This window comes from Paenarthrobacter nicotinovorans (assembly GCF_007670255.1).
In the GTDB taxonomy this organism is placed as follows: domain Bacteria; phylum Actinomycetota; class Actinomycetes; order Actinomycetales; family Micrococcaceae; genus Arthrobacter; species Arthrobacter nicotinovorans_B.
The window spans coordinates 172,993-194,077 of record NZ_SZVS01000008.1 but is presented as its reverse complement, the minus strand read 5'-3'; the positions used below and the strand labels follow the sequence as shown (position 1 = coordinate 194,077).

Below are 21,085 nucleotides of genomic sequence, written 5' to 3'. Positions count from 1 at the left end.
ACCTTGCCCGGCAACAATCGCGCCCTCAGAAGGAAACCGACCAGCCAACTGCACCCGGCCACACACATATCGTCTAGGGGACAGCACATGCTCTACTGAGGGCTCACTGGAGCGTTATCTGTCCCCCAGTCGGGTCAGCGGCGGCGGGGGCGCGGCCGGCCGGGGTCAGTCGCGGACCAGGGCGGGCTGTCCGGCGTCGAAGTACTCCACCAAGTCCGCGGGCAGTTCCGGCACTTCACGCGCCGAACCGTCTCCGCGCAGCGATTCCGCGGCCAGGATTCCCGCCACCACAGCCTGCCGCGCCGCAACGGGACTGGTCTGGGTTACGCCGCCCTCCGAAGCGAAACGCAGGAACTCCTCGATCAGCCTCGGATCCGCGCCACCGTGGCCGCCCTCGCCGTCCAGAATGGTGATGATCCGGTCAGGTTCCCCGCGCCCCGACGTCCGTGAGGTCCAAACATGGATGGCCTCCCCCGGGCCGTCGCCGACGTTCTCGATCCGGCCCTTGGTGCCGATGATGGTGTAGTTCCGCCAGTAATCCGGAGTGAAATGGCACTGCTGGTAAGAGGCCAGCACCCCGTTGTCCAGGACCATGTTCATCATGGAAATGTCCTCGACGTCGATCACCTCCGCCAGGTCCTTCTGCTCAGTCGGCGGCCAGTTGTCCAGGGAGAACCAGTCCCCCATGCGCTTGCCGGTGTTGTCGGAACGGTTGGCTACGTCACCGTAGACGGCAAGATCGCCGACGGCGGCAACCCGCTTGGTATAGCCGCCCGCCAGCCAGTGGATGACATCGATGTCGTGGGCACCTTTTTGGAGCAAAAGGGACGTGACATTGGCCCGCTGCGCGTGCCAGTCCTTGAAGTAGTAATCGCCGCCGTGGCCCACGAAATGCCTGCACCAGATTGCCTTGACCTCGCCGATGGTGCCCTCTTCGATGAGCTGGCGCATCTGTACTACGACGGGCATGTGGCGCATGTTGTGGCCCACGTACAGGCGCGTACCGGTTTCGTAGGCGGTTTTCAGGATCAGGTCCGCGGCCTCGACAGTGATGTCCAAGGGTTTCTCGCAAAATGTCGGAATGCCTGCCTGCAGGGTCCGTACGGCGACGGCGGCGTGCTGGCTGTCGGGGGTCAGGACCAGTACGGCGTCCAGGCCGCTTTCCAGCAGCTCCTCGAGGTTGTCCGTGATGTGGGCCGTCGGAACGCGCTCGGCGGCATCGGCGCGCCCGCGTTCACTGAGGTCGCAGATAATGGTGACCTCCGAGCCCTGGCCAGGCTTGTGGGCGTGCTTCCACAACCCCGCACGCAGGCCAAAACCTACGATGCCGACCTTCAAATCCTTTTCCATGGTGTGCATGTTCCTTTGCTGGTTCTTATCTAAGTCTGGTGGCGGCGCTGCGGTGCGGCGCGGATTCGCGCACGAACAGGTGCCAGGGGAAGTCGAGGACGGCAGGGTCTGCATGGCCGGTTGCCCGTTTCAGGAGCCGCCGGGCGAGCTTGTCGAAGAAGTCCACGGGACCGACGGTGCTCAGCGAAGGCGACATCCGTTCGCCTTCGACGGTGTTGCCCACACCAATGATGTCCACGTCCGAGCCGACCCCCAGGCCCAGGCGTTGGGCCGCGTTGATGGCGCTGACAGCGGCATAATCCGTGGTGGCGTAGATGGCGGTGGGCCTGTCCGGCATGCTGAGGAGCCGGGTGGCAGCGGCATAGGCGCCGGCGCTCGTACCATCGAACAGTCCTACGTAATCCTGCCGCTCCGTGATGCCCGCCGCTGCCAACGCCTCCGAATAAGCCCGGTAGCGCGTGCCGCCGGAAGTGCCGGCAGCGGTGGCAGGCGTCAGGCAGGCCACCTTTGCATGGCCGTGAAGCAGATGCTCCACGGCCATGCGGCAACCGGGGCCGGCAATGGAACGGACCACATCAAAACCGTCGGGTTCCACCTCTTCGTCAAAGACCACCAAGGTGGTCCCACGTTCCGCCAATTTCCGCAGGTCCTCCCGCTGGTCATGGCGGACAGCATCGACGAACACGGCGTCCGCGTTGTGCGTTCCGAGCACTTTGACCCAGTCCGCATCGCCGAGGATCATCGGGGTGATCCCGAGTGGTACCGCAGCCTTCTGCACGGCCTCGATCACTGACAACGACCAGGGATCGGAGAGCATGGTCAACGACAGGATCACGGTGTTGGTCCGTCCCGTCCGAATGGCCCGGGCCGCTTGGTTGGGGCGGTAGCCGAGCCGCTCCGCAGCGGCCTTGACCTTCTCCGCCGTCGGATCCGAAACGCCCGGTCCGCCATCGCCCCGGCGGCCTGACAACACATATGAAACCGTGGCCGTCGACACGCCCGCCAGCTCGGCCACCATTCGGATGGTGGGCCGGACTCCGGTGCTGCCTGCTTTTGCCATGGTTCCCCCTGCTGTTGGTGTGCGCGACGCGTTCTTTTGCTCGATCGTATTGCGTTGCGGGGCCTGCTTTGCGTGTTTTCGGCGAGCCAAAGTGCGCAAAGCGGGCCTCACAACGAGAGACTTAGCTCCGGAAGACTGGCGCGTTGGGGTCCAGCGCGGCCTGGTACTCATCGCGCATCTTGTCCCCGCCCTCGCTCTTCCAGCGCTTGACGGCGTCCTTGAGTTCGTCGATCTTGGCGCGGCCGGTGATGATGTCCACTACCTTGTCCCGGAGCTGCTTGGTGATCTTGGCGCCCACCTTGGCGTTGGTGTCCGAGTAGGAGCCGTTGGTGGGGTTGCGCCAGGCGATCTCCAGGAGTTTCTTCTCCTGCTCGCTGACGTAGCGTGTGTCGTCGTCGAATCCAGGATTGAAGATGACGTTTTCGGGGCTGGCCATGATGTTCAGCGCCGAGACCAGGCCCGGGGCGTTGGTGCTTCCTGTGTCGGTGCGGGCCGGGTTGCCGGCTGCGTCGATGGTGTAGTCCTGCCCGAGCTCGCCGAAGTTCTTCTGCATGTACTCCACCGTGCCGAACGGCGCGGACAGGTAGTTGATGAGTGCCAGCAGCTCGCGGATCTTGCCTTCTTCGGCCTTCTTGAACGGTGTGAAGCCCACGGTGCCGTAGCCCATGTCGTAGGTGGGCTTGACCTTGCCGTCGGCACTGAAAGGAATGAGAACGTCAAAGCGGGCGGTCTTGTTCAGGGCACGGTAGCTGCGGAGGTCGTGAGGGCCCACCACTACCTGGGCCGCAACGCTGCCGTTGGCTACACGGGAACGGATGTCCGTGGCCTTGGAGTCCGGATAGAACACACCCGCAGCGAACATCTTTGCCGTGAACTCCACGCCGGCCATGTACTCGTCGGTCTCATAAAGGTGGGTCAGCGTACGGTCCTTGTTGACGGCCCAGCTGTTCGGGGCTCCAAACCACTCGGTCACCATATGGAGGGCGTTGATGTAGGCAGGTTCCAGGGCGTATTGCTGGTCACCAGGACGTGTCAGTTCCTTGGCTTTGTCCAGGAATTCATCAGCGCTGGAAGCCTCGAAGCCACCCACCTTGGCCCACATGTCGTGGTTGCCCAGGTAGACCTGGCCGAACGGGGTACTCGGGATAGGCGCTCCCCAGATTTTCCCGTTGACGACGGCGGTCTTCCAGGAATCGGGCTTGAGCGCGGCCAGGTTGGGGTACTCAAGGACGGCGTCACCGGAAAGGTACGGCGTGAGGTCCTGGAATTTGGCCTCCAGCATCGGACCCACGTTGGGGATGCCCTGGTTCGGCGGTACCCACATCATGTCCGGCAGGTCGTTGCTGGCAAGGACCGTGGCGAACTTGGCTGGGTAGCCATCGCCGATGTCCTCGGCGATCTGCAGTTCCAGGTCTCCGCCTAGCTTGGCATTGAGGCGCTGCCAGAAAGGGTTGTCCTTCAGGCCCGGGCTCATGGTGTCGAACGTTTCGGTCAGGCCAGTGACTTTCCCCTTCAGCGGGGGCGTCTTCACGGACTGCACAGGAGTGGGCAGTTTGAAATAGCCGGCCTGGAGGCCCTGGGCGTTGCCTGCAATGTCAGGAGTGACGCCGGTGAATTCCTTATAGGTGGGCAACTTCACCGAAGCGGAGGCGGCGGCGCCTCCGTTGCTTCCGGCGCCGCCACCACCGCAGGCGGACAGGCCGACGGCGGTCACGGCCAAGCCTGCAAGGCCAAGGAAACCGCGGCGGCTGAATCCAGCCTGTGAGGTAGTGCTCGTCATGGCATAACCCTTTCTGGTTACGTGCTTTGGTGTGGAGGTGGTTGTTGGGCTTAGCCCTTGACGGCGCCGGTGATGACGCCCTTGGCGAAGTGCTTTTGGAGGAACGGGTAGACCATCAGGATGGGGACCAAGGCCACCACGACGACGGCCATCTGGATGGATTGCGGCGGGGGCGTTGTGGTGATGCCGAGCTGGTCTGCGGCCCCGCTGCCCTGTACCACGAAGTTCCTCAGCAACAGCTGAATGGGCCATTTGCTGTGGTCGTTGATGTAGAGAAGCGCGTTGAAGAACGAGTTCCAGAAGCCCACCGCATAGAACAGGCCCACGACGGCGATCACGGCTTTGGACAGCGGCATCACGATGCGCCACAGGATTTGCCAGTCGTTGGCGCCGTCGATCCTGGCGCTTTCGATGAGTTCGCCCGGAATGTTCATGAAGAACGAGCGCATGACCACGAAGTTGAAGGCTCCAAAGATTCCGGGAAGGATCAACGACCACAGGGAGTCCAGCAGCCCCAGTTGACGGATCATCAGGAACGACGGGATCAGCCCGGGCGCGAAGAGCAGGGTGAAGAGCACCGCCAGGATCACGGGCCTGCCGAACAACACCGGACGGCTGGTGGCATAAGCCATGGTGATGGTCACGAAGAGCGCCAGGATGGTGCCAACGGCGGTGATCAGAATGCTCACCCCGAGGGACTGCAGGACCATGGGGCCCTTGAAGATGGTGGCGTAGGCCTCCAGTGTTGGCCGCTCGGGCCACAGCACGAAACCGCCGGCTTTGACCAGCTGCTCCGTGTCAGCCAGGGACGTCGATACGACCAGGAGGATCGGCGTGAGGATGGACAAGCTGAAGACGATCAGGACTACTGCTTTGACCGTTTGGTAGAGGGCGGAAGGCTTTTCCTTCCACACCGGGCGCTTGGGGTTGTACGTCAGCTCCCGGGGTTTTCTTGCAAAGAGTGTTGTTGCCATGGGTTTCTCCTTGTGCGGCGGGCGCGCGGGTTGGCGTGGCTGTCAGCGCACTTGTTTTGCGAAGATTCCGTCTTCGCCGAAGCGGTGGGCAAGTTTGTTGGCGCCGTAGATCAGCAGGGCGCTGACCACGCCCTTTGCCAGGCCGGCGGCAGCTCCCGAGCTCCACCCGCCTCCCACCACACCGGTGTAGTACGTGAAGGTGTCCAGGACTTCGGCAGCTCCTGCTCCGACAGCGTCCCGTTGCAGGATGAACTGCTCGAAGCCGACCGAAAGGATGTCTCCGATGCGGAGGATGAGGAGCAGGACAATCACTGGACGCAGCCCGGGGAGGGTGATGTGCCACATCCTCCGCCACCGCCCGGCGCCGTCGGCAGCCGCGGCCTCATAGAGCGAGGCGTCGATGCTGGCCAGGGCCGCAAGGAAGATGATCATGGCCCAGCCGGCGTCCTTCCAGATCATCTGGACCACTACCATCACCGGGAACGTTTCCGGGTTGGTCATGAAGGGAATGGGTTCCATGCCCCAGTCCCGGAGCAGGTTGTTGACGAAGCCGGCCCCGCCGAGCATCTGCTGGAAGAACGCGATCACCAGCACCCACGACAGGAAGTGCGGCAAATAGGCGATGCTCTGGAAGATCTTCCGGACCCGGGTGCTGATCAGGGAGTCCACGATCAGGGCCAGTACCAGTGGCACGGGAAAGAGGAAGACCAGCTGCCACGCGGCCAGGTACAGGGTGTTCCAGAAAGCATGGATGAAGTCGGGGTTGCCGAACAAGTCCACGAAGTTCTGCCAGCCCACCCAGAGGCTGTCTCCGATGCCGAGGTACGGCTGGTAGTCCTGGAAAGCGATGACGTTGCCCAGGATCGGGATGTAGAAGAACAGCAGAAGGAACACCACGCCCGGCACCATCATGAGGAGCATCTGCTTGTCGCGCCGCAGCCGGGACCGGAAGCTCTTCTGCGGAGCTTTGTTCTTCTTACGTTTCTTCGCACCGGCTCCGAGGGCGTTTCCACCTGCGATGGGTGGGACTCGGCGGGCTTCGGGCAATGCCGGAGCTTGTTCCGTCGTCGAGTTCATGCTGTCTCCTCAAGTGCTGAGCGCAAATCCGTCATTGTGATTCGCGCCACGCTCGTTAACCGTTTAACAAACCATAAAGGAGCTACCAAACTTTTGCAAGAAGATGATTGAAACTGCTCATAGAAATCAGTATTCGTCACAACCGGAAAACCAGGCGGCCTTCATCGCGCCACTCTGCGCGGCGCGCACCTGTAACCGCGGGTGCGAAGGGCGCAAAAGGGCGCGAGGCTGATGAGCTACTGGCGCGTGCGGCGGAAAGGGGTGCGTCGCCCGTGAAAGCTAGCCTGTGAACGACTAGATGGGCCCGTGCCCGCGCTTCATGCCGTGGCCCTTGACGCCGGCCGGCAGTTCTCCGGAGACGATCCTGTCGGCGGTGACCGCATCTCCGGCCTTCGTGCCGCTGATGTGCACAGTATCTCCGGTCTTCAGCTCGGCCGCAGTGGCCGACGGCAACGTGGGCTTGCCCCTGCCGTTCCGTAGTTGAGCCGCGTCTGCCGGGACTTTGCTGATCTTCGTGCCGCCATTGATGGTGTAGCGCTGCGTGAAGCCGTCTTCGCTCTTAACGGTGATGTCAGAGCCGCTGACTGACTCGATGGTTCCCGCCTGTGTCACAACGGTGCGGAAGCTCCCGTCCGGCTGCTTGAGCACGTGCTCTCCGTGGATCCCTTGGCCGCGGACCTGCTGGTGCCCGGCTTTGGCTGACGCGGAGGGACTTGGCGCAGGGGTGCTGGAGGACGTGTCCGACGGCGTGGGGTTGGGCTGGGTGCCGGCCCACACGGCGGCGCCCCCGGCACCGGTCACAGCGACGGCAATCCCACCGGCGAGAAGGGCCTTGCGAAGGCCCGGCGAAAGAGTGGCCATGGCTTAATTGTGCGCCCGGACCAACGAAAAGTGGGCCGCAGTTGCTGCCTTTCTGAGGGCTCAGAAAGGCAACAACTGCGACCCGGTTGGGTGCGCGGGTACTTAGCCCTCCACCCCGAGCTTCTCGAGGATGAGTTCGCGAACGCGTCCTGCATCAGCCTGGCCACGGGTGGCCTTCATGACGCCACCGACAATGGCGCCGATGGCCTGTACCTTACCGCCGCGGATCTTCTCCGCCACGTCAGGCTGGGCAGCCAGAGCAGCGTCAATGGCCTCCAGGAGCGGACCGTCATCCGAAACCACGGCAAGGCCGCGCTTTTCGATGATCTCCTCAGGCGTTCCTTCGCCGGCAAGAACGCCGTCCAGGACCTGCGAGGCCATCTTGTTGTTGATCTTGCCGCCTTCGACGAGCTTGTTGAGCTCGACAATCAGCTGCGGCGTCACACCGAGTTCGGCGGGCTCGACGTCGGCGACCTTGGCGCGGCCCACGATCTCACCCATCCACCACTTGCGGGCGACGTCGGCGGAGGCACCGGCTGCGATGGTCTCCTCGATCGAGTCCATGACACCGGCGTTCACGACATCGCGGAACTCCAGGTCCGAATATCCCCAGGCTTCCTTGAGCCGCTTGCGGCGCTCGGCCGGGGGCTCGGGAAGCGTAGCGCGCAATTCCTCCACCCACTCACGGGACGCTACAACCGGAACCAGGTCGGGCTCAGGGAAGTAGCGGTAATCGTCGGCGTCAGACTTTGGCCGGCCCGACGTCGTCGAACGCGTGTCCTCGTGCCAGTGGCGCGTCTCCTGGATGACCGGTTCGCCGGACTCGAGGACGGCGGCGTGCCGCTGGATTTCGTAACGGACAGCGTGCTCGACGGCGCGCAGCGAGTTCACGTTCTTGGTCTCCGAACGGATGCCAAAGCGTTCGCGTCCATGCGGGCGCAGTGAGACGTTGGCGTCGCAACGGACGTTCCCGCGCTCCATGCGGGCATCGGAAACGCCCAGGTTCTTCACGATTTCACGGACGGCGGCGACGTAGGCCTTGGCCAGTTCGGGTGCCCGGCTTCCGGCGCCCTCAATCGGCTTGGTGACGATTTCCACCAGCGGCACACCGGAGCGGTTGTAGTCCACCAGCGAGTAGTCTGCACCCTGGATGCGGCCTGCAGCGCCGCCCATGTGGGTCAGCTTGCCCGCGTCCTCTTCCATGTGGGCGCGTTCGATTTCGACGCGGAAGACCGTTCCGTCCTCGAGCTCGATGTCGAGGTAACCGTCGTAGGCAATCGGTTCGTCGTACTGCGAGGTCTGGAAGTTCTTCGGAGTGTCCGGGTAGAAGTAGTTCTTCCGGGCAAAGCGGCACGATTCGGCAATCTTGCAGTTCAGGGCAAGGCCGATCTTGATGGAGGATTCGACGGCGGCCTTGTTCACCACGGGGAGGACGCCGGGCATGCCGAGGTCAACCTCGTTGACGTTGGTGTTGGGCTCATCGCCGAAGACGTTGGGTGCAGAGGAGAACATCTTGGTCTTGGTGTTGAGTTCCACGTGGACCTCGAACCCCAGGACGGGATCGTACTTCTCCATGGCCTCTTCGAAGCTCAGGATTGCGTCGACGGACATTAGTTGGAACCTCCGGCGGTGGTGGAAGCGGAGCCAAGGACAGGTGCCTGTGCCAGCATCGGACCGCCCCACTTCTCTTCAAGGATGGATTCGAGGACCGCACCCACGCGGTACAGCCGGGCATCCTCGCGGGCCGGAGCCAGCAACTGGATGCCGACGGGCAAGCCGTCCTCATCGGCAAGGCCGCCCGGCAGGGACAGGCCCGGGATGCCTGCGAGGTTCGCAGGAATCGTGGCGACGTCGTTCAAGTACATGGCCAGGGGGTCATCCAGCTTCTCCCCCAGCTTGAACGCCGTGGTGGGCGCCGTCGGGGAAATGAGGACGTCCGCCTGGGCGAAGGCGGCGTCGAAGTCGCGCTGGATCAGGGTGCGGACTTTCTGCGCCGAACCGTAGTAGGCGTCGTAGTAGCCGGCGCTCAGTGCGTAGGTACCCAGGATGATGCGCCGCTTGACCTCGTCGCCGAAACCTGCGGCACGGGTGGCACCCATGACGCGTTCGATGGTCATGGGGCCGTCCTTGGGCAGGACGCGCAGACCGAAGCGGACGCCGTCGAACTTGGCCAGGTTGCTGGAGACCTCGGACGGCATGATGAGGTAGTACGCGCCCAGGGCGTACTTGAGGTTGGGGCAGGAAACCTCGACGATTTCGGCGCCGGCGTCCTTCAGGAGCTGAAGAGACTCGTTGAAGCGGTTCTCGACACCGGCCTGGTAGCCCTCGCCGTGCAGTTCCTTGATGATGCCGATCTTCATGCCGGCAACGTTGCCCAGGCGGGCAGCAGCGACCAGGTTGTTGAACGGGTCCGTCAGGGACGTCGAATCAAAGGGATCGTGGCCGCCGATGACTTCCTGGAGCAGGGCGGAGTCCAGCACCGTGCGGGACACCGGACCGATCTGGTCCAGCGACGAGGCCATGGCGATGGCACCGTAGCGCGAAACAGCACCGTACGTCGGCTTCATGCCCACGGTTCCGGTGACGGCGCCGGGCTGGCGGATGGATCCACCGGTGTCCGTGCCGAGCGCCAGCGGCGCTTCGAAAGCGGCGACGGCGGCAGCGGAGCCACCGCCCGAACCGCCGGGGATGCGCTCCAGGTCCCACGGGTTGCGGGTTGGTCCGAAGGCCGAGTGTTCCGTGGAGGAACCCATGGCGAATTCGTCCAGGTTGGTCTTGCCCAGGATCGGCATCTTTGCTGCGCGGAGCTTCTTCACCACGGTGGCGTCGTACGGGCTGTGCCAGCCCTCGAGGATCTTCGAACCGGCGGTGGTCGGCTGGCCGATGGTGACGATGAGGTCCTTCACCGCGATCGGGACACCGGCAAGGGCGTGCAGCTCTTCGCCGCCGGCGGCGCGGGCGGCGTCCACTTCGGCGGCAACCGCCAAAGCCTCTTCGCTGTTGACGTGCAGGAAGGCATTGACCTGGCCGTCGACGTCGGCGATCCGGTCAAGGTGCGCCTGCGTAACCTCGACGGCGGAAACTTCGCGGGCGGCCAGCTTGGCTGCGAGGTCGGCAGCTGAGTGGTGGATGAGTTCGTTTTTCAGCTCAGTCATCGTGATCAGTCCTCATCCAGGATTGCCGGGACTTTGAAACGGTTCTCGTAGGCGTCCGGTGCGCCGGACAATGCCTGCTCTGCCGTGAATGTGTGCCCCACGACGTCCTCACGGAACACGTTGGTCAACGGAATCGGGTGCGATGTGGCCGGGACGTCGTCCCCGGCAGCCTCGCTCACGCTCTTCACCGAATCCACGATGACGGCAAGCTCAACAGCCATCCTGTCCAGTTCTTCGGCACTCATTTCAATGTGAGCCAGACGCGCAAGATGCGCGACGTCGTCACGGTTGATCGCAGCCATGGATCTCCCCTGCAAAGTTCAATTGGTTTTCCGAACCAGTCTACTTGGCTGCGCGCCGGCTTCAGCGCCGGTGCAGGTGTTGTGCGTTCAGTTCGTCCAGTTCCGCGTCGGTCAGTTCATCGAAACTGCGGGCTTCGCGTTTGTCGCTGCGGGCGAACCGGACGAACATCAAGATGATCAGGGGCAGGTCCACGATTTCGCAGATGAACCACAGTGCATCTCCTGCCAGCTGTTGGTCGCGCAGTGGGTCCGGGAACCATGGCGCCATGGCCTGCGTGGTCGTGGCGTGGTCCAGCACCTGGCCACTGAGACGGAGCAGGATGCCCGGGACGGCATCGAGCAGGAGCTCGATGAAAACAAAGACGAACTCAAGGTGATGTAGGCGCTGGAGCGCTGGAAATCGCCTTCTTCGATGATCGGCAAGGCCATCAGGAGGCCGAGCAACGGAACACAGACCGTCACCAGGGCCTCGGCCCAGGGATCGGCCCGCAATGCGTGGAACGCCGGTGTCAGGAAGGTGGAAAAGAGCGCCAGCCCCAGCAGCGGGGCGCCCAGGGAATTGCTGAAGAAGCGCACAACGCGGTGAGCCAGCACGGCGTCGAGCACTTCCGCGCCCCTGCCGGAGAAGGCTGCGCGGGCCAGCGTGAGGGGCCGGCCGAGTCCCAACAGAAGGGGCACAACAAACAGGAGCAGCGAGACCTTCACGGTGAACGCCCAGCGCAGGTCTGCGCTGTAGACACCTGTGAATCCACAGGTGAGAACTGCCATGGATCCAAGGCCCGGACCGTAGAAGGCAATCGCGCGCCAGACTGGCCATCGATGGCCGTTCCTGGCAGCGGCACTGATCCCAAGGCCGTAGAGCACGCCGAAGGTAACGACCATCGCGAGGGCTGCCCAGTCGATTCGCCAGGCACTGCCAAGAAGTTCAAAGGGCGGCACCCGGCCATGATATTGGAGCAAGCTGATAGGGGAAGTTCCCAGATTCGCTCAGTAATATGAGCCGCTTCTGACCCCTAGGAAAGGCCGGCCCTGTGCAAGGTCGTCACGAGAGTCCCGACCCCAACCGACCCGATCCAGCTGCTGCCGCATACCCCGGGCAGGGGAAGCTGGTTGATGGCAGCCTCGCTTCACCCCCGCGCAGACGGCGCCGCTGGCTGAGATGGGCAGTCATTGTGGTGGCAGCGGTTTTGCTCGGTGTCCTGTGTTTTGGTGGCTATTGGCTGTGGCGGTTGCAGTCCAACATTTCCACGAGCGCCCTGGGTGCCGGAGGTTCCCGTACCGAGGGCCCGGTGGATGACCGCAAGGACAGGCTCCAGATCCTGGTCCTGGGAAGTGACACCCGCAGCGGCAAGAACAGCCAGTACGGTACTGCCGACCAGTCATCGGGCTACGGCCAATCTGACGTCATGATGCTGGTGGATATTTCCGCGGACAACAACAACGTCAACGTGATCAGCCTCCCCCGGGACCTCATGGTCGACGTACCCGAATGCAAGGACCAAGCCACCAACCAGCAACATGCGGCCCGCGAGGACGCCATGATCAACAGCGCTATGGCCGAAGCCGGGATCGGCTGTGCGGTGGATACCGTGAACAAACTGACGGGCCTGGAGATCGACCACTTCATGATGGCGGATTTCAATGCGGTCAAGGAGCTCTCCACCAAGGTGGGAGGCGTCGACGTCTGCGTCAACTCCGCCGTCGACGATCCCGACTCCGGACTTCGGCTGCCCAAGGGAACCTCGCAGGTGGAAGGTGACCAGGCTCTGGCGTTCCTGCGCACCCGCCATGCTTTCGCTGACGGCGGCGACCTGGGCCGGATCCAGGCCCAGCAGGCGTTCCTGGGCTCCCTGGTCCGGAAGCTCAAATCCGAGGGAACACTGACCAACCCGCAAAAAGTGCTGGATATTGCGGACACCATGACAAGCAACCTCACAGTGGATACAGGGTTGTCTTCAGTTCCGTCCTTGCTGACCATCGCCGACCGCCTCAAGAACATCGACCCCGCCAAGGTCAACTTCATCACCGTCCCGACCGTTCCGGCGCCGTCCGACCCCAACCGGCTGGCGTTGGCAGAACCCGCGGCCTCCCAGCTGTTCTCTGCCCTGCAGCACAGCGCAGACCTCAGCCAGGGCGCAACCACTCCCCCGGCCGATGCATCCAGCGCCCCGGCCAAGCCGTCCTTCGACAAGGCACTCCAGCCGGTCTCCGTTGCGAACGGAACCTCCGTGACCGGTCGCAGCAACGCCATTGCTGCGACGCTGGCTGCTGCCGGTTACACCAAAACAACCCGGTTGCAGGCCCAGCCCCGGACTCAGACGATGGTCTATTACCAGGCCGGTTTCGATGACGTGGCAAGCGATATCGCGGCCCTGTTTGGCTTGCCGGCGACCAGCGTCCAGGAGGTCACCGGCATCGAGGGCGTCCAGCTCTACGCCGGCGAGGACTTCGCAACCGGCGACAAGCCTGCCCCTGCCCCGGCCCAGGGAACCATTCCCAGCCAAACAGCAAATGACCAGACCTGCCAGGCAACAAACCCGGCAGGCTGATCATGAGCTGTGGTGTTCCCGCCGCGCGGCCGTTCCCGCGCGGCGGTGGCGGCAGGCTGTCAGCCGATGCCGATGGCGCCCGTCAGGACACCGACGGCGAGCATGACGAGCGAGATGACCGCGGTGCGCCAAAGAACCTTCTTGTGGTGGTCGCCCAGTTCAACCTTGGCCAATGAGACCAGCAGGAGAATGGCCGGAACCAGCGGGCTCTGCAGGTGGAAGGGTTGCCCGGTGATGGACGCGCGGGCCATGTCCGCCGCCCCGACACCGTAGTGTGCGGCAGTTTCACTGAGGACCGGCAGTACTCCGAAGTAGAAGGCATCGTTGCTCATGAAGAACGTCATGGGGATGCTCAGCAGGCCGGTGATGACCGCCATGAACGGGCCCATGTCCGCAGGAATGATCTGGACCAGCCACTCGGACATCGCCTTGACCATGCCCGTACCGTTCAGCACGCCGGTGAGGACGGCGGCGGCCATGACCATGCTGACCACGGCGACGATCGACGGCGCGTGCGCAATCAGCTGTGCACCCTGGTCCTTGACCTTGGGGAAGTTCACCAGGAGCGCGATGGCGGAACCGACCATGAAGACGAACGGCAACGGAATGATGTTGGCAACGAGGGTCACCATGACGGCGACGGTGAGGGCCAGGTTGAACCAGAACAGCTTGGGGCGCAGCGTGGCGCGGTTGGGGTCCAGTGCGGTGTCTGCCATGGCGGTGTCGTGTTCGTCCACCAACTCTTCGGTGCGTTCCAGGACCACGACGCCGGTGCCCGGCTTGCCTGCGGTTTTGCTTGGGCCGGCCCCGAAGCGGGAACCGCCCTTGCCGGACCCACCGGCACCGGTGCCGGCTGCCACGGCGCCGCCGCGGCCGTTGCCGCCGTCGAACGCCTCGGAAGGATCGGCGACGTCGCCCCAGATCTCGGGAGCTACGGTGCGCAGACGGTTGCGTTCCTGCAGGCCGAGCAGCCAGGAGAAGACCAGCACAACGATCAGGCCGACAATGAGCGAGGGGACCATCGGGACGAAAACGTCATTGACGTCCAGTTTCAGAGCTGTAGCAGCGCGTGCGGTGGGTCCTCCCCACGGCAGGATGTTCATGGTGCCGTTGGCAAGTCCCGCCACGCAGGTGAGCACTACGGGGCTCATCTTCAGGCGCAGGTACACGGGAAGCATGGCGGCTGTGGTGAGGATGAAGGTGGTGGAGCCGTCGCCGTCGAGGGACACAGCGGCAGCCAGGATCGCAGTGCCCAGGACAACCTTGGCGGGGTCGTTGCCCAGCTTGCGGAGGATGAACTTGACCAGCGGATCAAAGAGTCCGACGTCGATCATCAACCCGAAGTAGATGATCGCGAACATGAGGAGCGCGGCCGTGGAGGTCATGGACTTCATGGAATCCATGACCATGGGCCCGATTCCGAGCCCGGCTCCGGCGAAGAGACCGAAAACGGTGGGGACGATGATCAACGCCAGGACTGGCGTCAGTTTTTTGGTCATGATCAGGACCATGAATACCGCAATCATTGCGAATCCAAGCAAAACCAGCACGGCCGGCTCCTTACTACTGTGAATGGCGCCACGTCGGTGTGATGCGCACTACAGACAATAGGGTGGCGTCCGTCACGGGCAGGGGTTTGTGGGAATTGATCGGACTACTGCTCGTTGCGAACGTTTTGCGCATTGTGCTCAGTGCTTCAATGGATCTGGAGGAAAGGAGTGACGGTGCCCCGTAGCAGCAGAGTCAGCATGCGTTTCTCCACCCAAACCCTTCTCCTTCAGCTAGGGGTGGTGCTGCTGGTAGTGCTGCTCAGTGGCGCCGTCCACGCGTGGCTGGTCTATGAACGCATCGGCGACGAAGCCGAAAACCAAGCCCTGACCCTGGCAAGGACAGTAGCCGCGGACCCGGATGTCCGGGCCGACGTCCAAGTCATCAGTAAGGAAGAAGGCACCCCGCCACCCGACGTCCTGGCGGCCGGTCCCCTTCAGACAGCCGCGGAGGCGGCCAGGGTCCGGACCGGCGCGCTCTTCGTTGTCATCACGGACGAAACAGGACTGCGGCTTGCCCATCCGGACCTCGCACGACTCGGCGAAAGGGTCAGCACCGATCCGTCCGTTGCGTTGGCGGGCGAGGAAATCACCACACGCAATACCGGCACCCTGGGGCCTTCTGCCGGGGCCAAGGTGCCGGTCTACTCCCCCGGCTCCACGACGATAGTGGGCGAAGTCAGCGTTGGTTACTCCGTGGAGTCGCTGACGGAAAGCCTGGTCCGGGACATCGCTCCCATCGCCCTCACCGCCGGCGGGGCCCTGCTGGCCGGCGTCCTGGCCTCCTTCCTGCTCCGGCGGCGACTCCAGCGGCTCACCCTCGGATTGGAGCCGGAAGAAATCAGCACCCTGGTCCATGATCAGGTGGCGGTCCTCCAAGGCGTGGACGACGGCGTGATCGGCATCGCTGCCGACGGTCGCATCTCCGTCTTCAACGCTGCCGCTTCCCGGCTCCTGGACATGCCTGATGCCACGGGCCAGGACTGGATCTCGGCGGACGTCCCCGAACAACTCAAGCGGCTCACCAAACCCGCGGCGCAGGACGCCGAGGCCGTGGAAATCGTTGCCGGCGGTCGGGTCCTGGTAGCCAGCGCACGCAAAGCCTGGCACCGGCAGGAAGACCTCGGCTGGGTGGTCATGCTGCGGGACCGCACGGAGTTGCAACAACTGACGCAGCAGCTCGATGCCGTGGGAACCATGTCCACGGCGCTCCGGGCCCAGCGCCACGAATTCGCCAACCAGCTGCACACCATTGCCGGGTTCATGAGCATCGGCCAGTACGAATCTGCCAAGGAATACCTGGCCAGGATCTCAGCCACCGGGCCCCTGAAGTTTCCCGTGGAGCAAGCCGAACTCCTGCAGGATCCCTATCTGCAGGCCTTCATTGGTGCCAAGGGAGTCGAAGCTTCCGAACGCGGCGTGGCTCTGCGCGTCGGCCCCGAGACCCTGGTCCGTGGGCACGTGGCCGATCCCCAGGACGTGACCACAGTGCTCGGCAACCTGATCGACAATGCGGTCAGCGCCGCCGTCGCCGGTTCCGGCGATGAACGCTGGGTGGACATTGAGCTGCTGGACGAGCAAAGCCACGACGGCGGCGCGCTCCACATCGTGGTGGCGGACTCCGGGGATGGTTTGGGAGAGCTGGACCCCGAAGAGGTTTTCACTGAAGGATTCACGACGGCGGACCACACGGCACGCCCGGGTGCGGGACAAGGATTGGGGCTGGCCCTGGTGCGTCAGCTGGCGCGGCGACGTGGCGGCGACGTCCGTGTGCTGGAGCCGGGCACGATGGGAGGGCCGGGCGCAGTCTTCATGGCAAGTATCCCCGGAGTGATGGACACTGCCCGAGCCGGTACCCAGGATGCGGGCGCAACAATGACGGAGGACAACCATGGCTGAGGATTTGCGGGTGCTGATCGTGGATGACGACTTCCACGTGGCAAGGCTCCACGCAGCGTATGTGGACTCGGTGGCGGGCTTCATGGCGTTGGCCCCGGCCGGCTCCGTGTCCCAGGCGCTGCAGGCCATCCATAGCCTTCGCCCCGATCTGGTGCTGCTGGATGTCTACCTTCCGGACGGGTCCGGGCTTGATCTCCTGGGGCAACTCGACGTCGATGCCGTGATGCTGACTGCCGCTTCCGATGCCCAGTCCATCAAAGTGGCGCTGCGCAGGGGTGCGTTGGGCTATCTGCTCAAGCCCTTTACCGCCGAGTCCCTGTCGCAGCAGCTCAGGTCCTATGCGCGCTACCGCAGGATCCTGGGGCAACAAAGCGCCGTGGACCAGACCACCATAGAGCGGGCCAAGCGCTCCCTGATTCCCGGGGACGTCGCCCCCGCCGCCAAGCCGCGCTCCGCCACCGAGGCCGCGGTCCTCGAATCGTTGGTCCCCGGCGATCAGTACTCCGCGGCAGAAGTGGCCGAACGCGTCGGCGTCTCCCGCGCCACAGCGCAAAGGTACCTGTCCTCGCTTGCTGATGATGGCGCCGTCGAAATCCAGCTGCGCTACGGGAGCACAGGCCGCCCGGAACACCGCTACGGCGTCCCGGGCTGACCCAAGGGGTTAGGCGGACTTCTGCGCCACGAGCTCGATTTCCACCAGCATCTGCGGATCCAGGAACGGCAGCACGTGCACCAGGGACAGCGTCGGGCGGATCTCGCCGAAGACCTCACCGTGCGCACGGCCTGCGTCTTCCCACTTGCTGATGTCCGTCAGGTACAGCTTGGACTGCACCACGTCGTCATAGGAGAAGCCGGCGTCCTCGAGGACCGTGCCGAGCTTTTCGAGGATGTACTTGGTCTGGGAGTAGAAGTCGTCACCGACGATCCCGTCAGGACCACTGGCAGCCGTCGCCGAAATGAAAAGTGTGTTGTCCACCTGGACTGCGCGGGAGTAGCCAAGGGTCTGTTCCCAGACCGATCCCGTACCGAATGTCTTGCGCATGCCGCGCCTTCCTGTCGTTGCGCCCGGCCCGGTGACCGGCGCTTCGAAGGAAACTTTATGACTGCCCGAGCTCGAGCCTGTAAACGAACAGTTTTATGTCGGTGCCGGGAACGAACCAGTCACGCTCCGGAGCGCGGTCGAAGCCGGTGCGCTTGTACAGCGCGTTGGCACTTTCCCACGTCGCCCCGGTTGTCAGCGATACGGCGTTGATGCCGTCCATGGACTTCGCCTGGTCGACGACGGCCTGCACCAAGGCCCGGCCCGCACCGGAGCGCTGGACGGCCGGATCGACCACCAGGGTCCGCAATTCCAACTCGTCCGCTAGGCCGATGTCGGAGAACCCACCCCCGGCCGGAGCGGCTGTGACAGATCCGATCACCTCGCCGTTGCGCTCCGCGACGAGGATCTCTGCGTGTTCAGCGCGCCCGGCGACGTCCTGGAGTTTCTGCAGGTACGGGTGGTCGGCGTCGCCGTAGTACCCCGCCGTCACGTAAGAGTCCTGCGTGATGCGGGCAACGGCGTCGTAGTCTTCAGGCAGGGCGGGACGGACGGTAATCGGCGAAAGCACCTACCAATGGTAGTCGCAGCGTGGATGCCCCGGGCGCCAAATGCCCCTTTCCGTGATGGAACTATCACCTGGGCGGGACCATCACCTGCCCCGACGGGCGGCCGACCCCGCACGACTCCCGACGGCGACGGGCTGGGTTGGGTGGCTCCGGCGGCAGGCTTTCTATTGCCTCCCGTGGCGTTGAATGCCGTCCCGTTGCGTCCGGTGAACCCCGGTTTCGCGCTGTTTCGGCCACATGTCGGCATGCTGGCGGTGGTCTTCGGCGACGTGCTTAAGTTGCCACACACCCGCGCCGAACCGTCCCGAACCGAGGAGAAACCATGACCCCGCCAAAGCGCCAACTGCACCTCAACGCCTTCCTCATGAGCACCGGACACCACGAGGCTTCGTGGCGCCTTCCGGAGAGCGATCCTTTTGCTTCCACCAAGATCGAGCACTACCAGCACCTTGCCCGCACCGCGGAACGGGGGAAGCTGGACTCCATTTTCTTCGCCGACTCCCCCGTCCTCTTTGGCGAGGTGGGTCGTCGTCCGGCCGGAAAGCTGGAGCCTACGGTGCTGCTGACGGCGATCGCCACCGCTACCCAGAGGATTGGGCTGATTGCCACTGCATCCACGACGTACAACGACCCCTTCAACCTGGCACGCCGTTTCGCTTCCGTGGACTGGGTCAGCGGAGGACGTGCCGGCTGGAACGTCGTGACCACCGCAGGCCCCGACGCCGCGCGGAACTTCGGCGTCGATGACCAGCCGGCGCACGCTGTCCGCTACGAACGGGCAGCGGAGTTCATCGAGGTAGCCCAGAAGCTTTGGGACAGCTGGGAAGATGACGCCATCCTGGCAGACAAGGCCGAAGGCGTCTGGGGAGACGACACAAAGATCCGGGTCATCGATCACGAAGGGAAGCACTTCCGTGTCCGCGGGCCCCTGAACGTTCCCCGCTCACCCCAGGGCCACCCCTTGATCGTCCAGGCCGGTTCCTCGGAGAACGGAAAGAACCTTGCGGCCCAGTATGCCGAGGCCGTTTTCACTGCGCACCAGACCTTGGCCGGTGCACAGGAGTTCTATACGGATTTGAAGGCACGAACGGCAGCCGCAGGCAGGGACCCGGAAGGCATCAAGATCCTGCCCGGCATCGTACCGGTTATCGCTTCGACCGAAGCCGAAGCCCTTCGGCTGGACCGTGAGCTTGATGAACTGATCAAGCCCGAGTACGCACGCGAACAGCTGGCCCGGACCTTGCGGCTTGCGCCCGAAGACTTGCCCTTGGACCGGCAGCTTCCCGCGGACCTGCCCTCCGAGGACGAGATCGAGGGAGCCAAGAGCCGCTACACGCTGATCGTTGAACTGGCACGCCGTGAGCAGCTGACCGTCAGGCAGCTGATCGGGCGGCTGGGTGGAGGCCGTGGGCACCGGACATTCTCCGGCACCCCGGAACAAGTGGCGGACGCCATCCAGGAATGGTTCCAGGCCGGGGCAGCTGACGGCTTCAACATCATGCCGCCTGTTCTTCCCTCCGGTCTGGAGATCTTCGTGGACCAGGTAGTGCCGATCCTGCAGCAGCGTGGCCTCTTCCGCACCGAGTACACGGCCACCACACTGCGCGGGCACTACGGGCTGGAGCGGCCGGCGAACCGTTATGCGGGAAGCGCCGCCCAGGAGCTGACGTCGATTGGTTCTGCCTTCTAGGCGGACCCCGCGGGTGGGATCAGCGCTTGGGCCAGCTCCACAATGGATCCTCAAGTGCTCCGAGGCCCTTGATCCTGGTTTCCCCCAGCTCCTTGTAGAGCTCGTGCTCATGGGCAGCTCCGGTCTCCCGCAGCGCCGTGAGCAGGGCTTCGGAATGCGTCACAACAATCAGCTGGCTGTAGGCGCTGGCTTGGACAATCAGTCCGGCCAGCGCCGGCATCAGCTCGACATGGAGGCTGGTTTCGGGTTCGTTCAGCACCATGAGTTCCGGGGGCCGTGGTGTCAGGAGGGCCGCAGTGAGGAGCAGGAACCGCAACGTTCCATCGGAGAGCTCTGCCGCTTTCATCGGTCTGAGCATGCCTGGTTGTTTGAGCTCCACACTGAACCTGCCGTCGTTGACAGCGATGTCCAGCCTGCTTCCCGGGAAAGCATGCTCGACGGCGGCATCCAGCTTTTTCTCGAAGCCCACCTCCCGCAATCTTTGGAGGGCGGCCGCCAGGTCCCTGCCGCTGTGGTGCAGGACCGGGGTGCGGGTCCCGATCTGCGCCTGACGGGCAGGAGCGTCCGGGTCCGTGCGGAAGTGGTCATAGAAGCGCCAGGAACGCACGGAGTCCCGCACCCGCACTACCTCCGGCGCGCGGTCCTGGTCCGAAACTTCCGTGAGCATGCTTTCGAAGGTATCCAGGCGCCGCGACAGCTCTGTCCACCCGCCGTCGGCATCGCGGAGTTTGGCCAGACTGCCTTTGCGGTCCACCAGCAAGGAGCCAGGCCTGGCCACCGGACCTGAGAAGATCTGCTCCCGCTTGATTTCGGGGTCAAGCGCGAAGGCGGAGGGACGTGGACGCCCCGTCTCCTGGTCGAATCCTGTCCCTCCCGGAAGGGGCATGCCCAGATCCACCAGATAGCCGAAGTCGTCCCCGGAGTAGCCCAGCTTAAGGTTCACGGACGCCTGGCGGACAGTGCCTTGCACAGGCACCTCACCGCGCCGCATGGCGTGGCTGATGTTCTCAGGTCCAGCCCAGAGCGTCGACGCCAAACCGCCATCCCGGGCCAAGGCGCCCACGACGTTGCCCGAATCACCTCCACCGCATTCAGCGAGCAAACGCAGCGCCCGGTACAGCGACGACTTTCCGCTGCCGTTGGCTCCGGTCACCACATCCAGACCGTGGAGCTCGATGGCAAGGTCCCGGATGGAGCGGTAATTGGCAATGGCCAGCGTCCTGATCACGGGTT

The 21,085-nt window shown here is 64.0% G+C and carries 18 protein-coding genes and 2 pseudogenes; 4 read left to right on the top strand and 16 right to left on the bottom strand.

What is annotated here, in order from left to right:
- Positions 1-165 precede the first annotated feature (165 nt).
- From FDP28_RS13905 to FDP28_RS20800, 12 genes and pseudogenes are all read right to left on the bottom strand, one after another.
- Positions 166-1,359, bottom strand: a complete 1,194-nt coding sequence (locus FDP28_RS13905; RefSeq protein WP_144662028.1) for a Gfo/Idh/MocA family protein — start codon at positions 1,357-1,359, stop codon at positions 166-168.
- 16 nt (positions 1,360-1,375) lie between these two features.
- Positions 1,376-2,410: a LacI family DNA-binding transcriptional regulator gene (locus FDP28_RS13900; RefSeq protein WP_144662027.1), complete on the bottom strand. Its 1,035-nt coding sequence runs from the start codon at positions 2,408-2,410 to the stop codon at positions 1,376-1,378.
- 121 nt (positions 2,411-2,531) lie between these two features.
- Positions 2,532-4,190 (bottom strand): type 2 periplasmic-binding domain-containing protein, encoded by a 1,659-nt coding sequence (locus FDP28_RS13895; RefSeq protein ID WP_144662026.1) that lies wholly within the window; start codon positions 4,188-4,190, stop codon positions 2,532-2,534.
- 50 nt (positions 4,191-4,240) lie between these two features.
- The gene (locus tag FDP28_RS13890) at positions 4,241-5,164 is read right to left on the bottom strand and encodes a carbohydrate ABC transporter permease (protein WP_144662025.1); all 924 of its coding nucleotides are present in this window, start codon (positions 5,162-5,164) and stop codon (positions 4,241-4,243) included.
- A 42-nt stretch (positions 5,165-5,206) separates the two neighbouring features.
- A complete protein-coding gene (locus FDP28_RS13885; protein WP_144662024.1) occupies positions 5,207-6,241 on the bottom strand; it encodes an ABC transporter permease in 1,035 nt (344 codons plus the stop codon).
- A gap of 294 nt (positions 6,242-6,535) precedes the next feature.
- Positions 6,536-7,102: a DUF5666 domain-containing protein gene (locus FDP28_RS13880; RefSeq protein WP_144662023.1), complete on the bottom strand. Its 567-nt coding sequence runs from the start codon at positions 7,100-7,102 to the stop codon at positions 6,536-6,538.
- Positions 7,103-7,204: 102 nt separating this feature from the next.
- Positions 7,205-8,713, bottom strand: a complete 1,509-nt coding sequence (gatB, locus tag FDP28_RS13875) for an Asp-tRNA(Asn)/Glu-tRNA(Gln) amidotransferase subunit GatB (RefSeq protein WP_144662022.1) — start codon at positions 8,711-8,713, stop codon at positions 7,205-7,207.
- Positions 8,713-10,257: an Asp-tRNA(Asn)/Glu-tRNA(Gln) amidotransferase subunit GatA gene (gatA, locus tag FDP28_RS13870; RefSeq protein ID WP_144662021.1), complete on the bottom strand. Its 1,545-nt coding sequence runs from the start codon at positions 10,255-10,257 to the stop codon at positions 8,713-8,715. The genes gatB and gatA overlap by 1 nt, the downstream gene beginning before the upstream one ends.
- A gap of 5 nt (positions 10,258-10,262) precedes the next feature.
- Complete coding sequence (gene gatC, locus FDP28_RS13865) at positions 10,263-10,559, bottom strand: Asp-tRNA(Asn)/Glu-tRNA(Gln) amidotransferase subunit GatC (protein ID WP_144662020.1); 297 nt, start codon at positions 10,557-10,559, stop codon at positions 10,263-10,265.
- Positions 10,560-10,620: 61 nt separating this feature from the next.
- Positions 10,621-10,752, bottom strand: coding sequence for a hypothetical protein (locus tag FDP28_RS20810; protein WP_260842474.1), 132 nt, complete (start codon positions 10,750-10,752; stop codon positions 10,621-10,623).
- Positions 10,753-10,767: 15 nt separating this feature from the next.
- A pseudogene (locus tag FDP28_RS20805) lies at positions 10,768-10,902 on the bottom strand (cytochrome c oxidase assembly protein); the annotation flags it as partial.
- A 119-nt stretch (positions 10,903-11,021) separates the two neighbouring features.
- A pseudogene (locus FDP28_RS20800) lies at positions 11,022-11,441 on the bottom strand (cytochrome c oxidase assembly protein); the annotation flags it as partial.
- A gap of 149 nt (positions 11,442-11,590) precedes the next feature.
- On the opposite strand from FDP28_RS20800, the gene FDP28_RS13855 reads away from it, so the two are divergent.
- Entirely contained in the window at positions 11,591-13,108 is a 1,518-nt protein-coding gene (locus FDP28_RS13855; protein WP_144662019.1) for an LCP family protein, read from the top strand.
- 59 nt (positions 13,109-13,167) lie between these two features.
- On the opposite strand, the gene FDP28_RS13850 is transcribed toward FDP28_RS13855, so the two are convergent.
- Positions 13,168-14,658: a CitMHS family transporter gene (locus FDP28_RS13850; protein ID WP_144662018.1), complete on the bottom strand. Its 1,491-nt coding sequence runs from the start codon at positions 14,656-14,658 to the stop codon at positions 13,168-13,170.
- A 198-nt stretch (positions 14,659-14,856) separates the two neighbouring features.
- Between FDP28_RS13850 and FDP28_RS13845 the strand changes: the two genes are divergently transcribed.
- The gene (locus FDP28_RS13845) at positions 14,857-16,554 is read left to right on the top strand and encodes a sensor histidine kinase (RefSeq protein ID WP_144662017.1); all 1,698 of its coding nucleotides are present in this window, start codon (positions 14,857-14,859) and stop codon (positions 16,552-16,554) included.
- The gene (locus FDP28_RS13840; protein WP_144662016.1) at positions 16,547-17,206 is read left to right on the top strand and encodes a response regulator; all 660 of its coding nucleotides are present in this window, start codon (positions 16,547-16,549) and stop codon (positions 17,204-17,206) included. Before FDP28_RS13845 ends, FDP28_RS13840 begins: the two co-directional genes overlap by 8 nt.
- Before the next feature lie 9 nt (positions 17,207-17,215).
- Here the strand turns inward: FDP28_RS13840 and FDP28_RS13835 are convergent, their stop codons facing one another.
- Together FDP28_RS13835 and FDP28_RS13830 are read right to left on the bottom strand one after the other, a co-directional pair.
- On the bottom strand, positions 17,216-17,596 hold the full coding sequence (locus tag FDP28_RS13835; RefSeq protein WP_144662015.1) for a RidA family protein: 381 nt from the start codon (positions 17,594-17,596) through the stop codon (positions 17,216-17,218).
- A 55-nt stretch (positions 17,597-17,651) separates the two neighbouring features.
- The gene (locus FDP28_RS13830) at positions 17,652-18,164 is read right to left on the bottom strand and encodes a GNAT family N-acetyltransferase (RefSeq protein WP_144662014.1); all 513 of its coding nucleotides are present in this window, start codon (positions 18,162-18,164) and stop codon (positions 17,652-17,654) included.
- A gap of 320 nt (positions 18,165-18,484) precedes the next feature.
- Here FDP28_RS13830 and FDP28_RS13825 point away from each other — a divergent pair, with 320 nt between their 5' ends.
- Complete coding sequence (locus FDP28_RS13825; RefSeq protein ID WP_144662013.1) at positions 18,485-19,852, top strand: LLM class flavin-dependent oxidoreductase; 1,368 nt, start codon at positions 18,485-18,487, stop codon at positions 19,850-19,852.
- Between the two features lie 19 nt (positions 19,853-19,871).
- On the opposite strand, the gene FDP28_RS13820 is transcribed toward FDP28_RS13825, so the two are convergent.
- On the bottom strand, positions 19,872-21,080 hold the full coding sequence (locus FDP28_RS13820) for an AAA family ATPase (protein ID WP_144662012.1): 1,209 nt from the start codon (positions 21,078-21,080) through the stop codon (positions 19,872-19,874).
- Between the last annotated feature and the right edge of the window lie 5 nt (positions 21,081-21,085).

Excerpts from the sequence above, each read along its gene's own strand:
- FDP28_RS13890 (WP_144662025.1), bottom strand. The coding sequence starts at position 5,164 with ATGGCAACAACACTCTTTGCAAGAAAACCCCGGGAGCTGACGTACAAC.
- FDP28_RS13880 (WP_144662023.1), bottom strand. The coding sequence starts at position 7,102 with ATGGCCACTCTTTCGCCGGGCCTTCGCAAGGCCCTTCTCGCCGGTGGG.
- FDP28_RS13845 (WP_144662017.1), top strand. The coding sequence starts at position 14,857 with ATGCGTTTCTCCACCCAAACCCTTCTCCTTCAGCTAGGGGTGGTGCTG.
- FDP28_RS13905 (WP_144662028.1), bottom strand. The coding sequence starts at position 1,359 with ATGCACACCATGGAAAAGGATTTGAAGGTCGGCATCGTAGGTTTTGGC.
- gatA (WP_144662021.1), bottom strand. The coding sequence starts at position 10,257 with ATGACTGAGCTGAAAAACGAACTCATCCACCACTCAGCTGCCGACCTC.
- FDP28_RS13885 (WP_144662024.1), bottom strand. The coding sequence starts at position 6,241 with ATGAACTCGACGACGGAACAAGCTCCGGCATTGCCCGAAGCCCGCCGA.
- FDP28_RS13900 (WP_144662027.1), bottom strand. The coding sequence starts at position 2,410 with ATGGCAAAAGCAGGCAGCACCGGAGTCCGGCCCACCATCCGAATGGTG.
- FDP28_RS13835 (WP_144662015.1), bottom strand. The coding sequence starts at position 17,596 with ATGCGCAAGACATTCGGTACGGGATCGGTCTGGGAACAGACCCTTGGC.
- FDP28_RS13895 (WP_144662026.1), bottom strand. The coding sequence starts at position 4,190 with ATGACGAGCACTACCTCACAGGCTGGATTCAGCCGCCGCGGTTTCCTT.
- FDP28_RS13840 (WP_144662016.1), top strand. The coding sequence starts at position 16,547 with ATGGCTGAGGATTTGCGGGTGCTGATCGTGGATGACGACTTCCACGTG.
- FDP28_RS13825 (WP_144662013.1), top strand. The coding sequence starts at position 18,485 with ATGACCCCGCCAAAGCGCCAACTGCACCTCAACGCCTTCCTCATGAGC.
- gatB (WP_144662022.1), bottom strand. The coding sequence starts at position 8,713 with ATGTCCGTCGACGCAATCCTGAGCTTCGAAGAGGCCATGGAGAAGTAC.
- gatC (WP_144662020.1), bottom strand. The coding sequence starts at position 10,559 with ATGGCTGCGATCAACCGTGACGACGTCGCGCATCTTGCGCGTCTGGCT.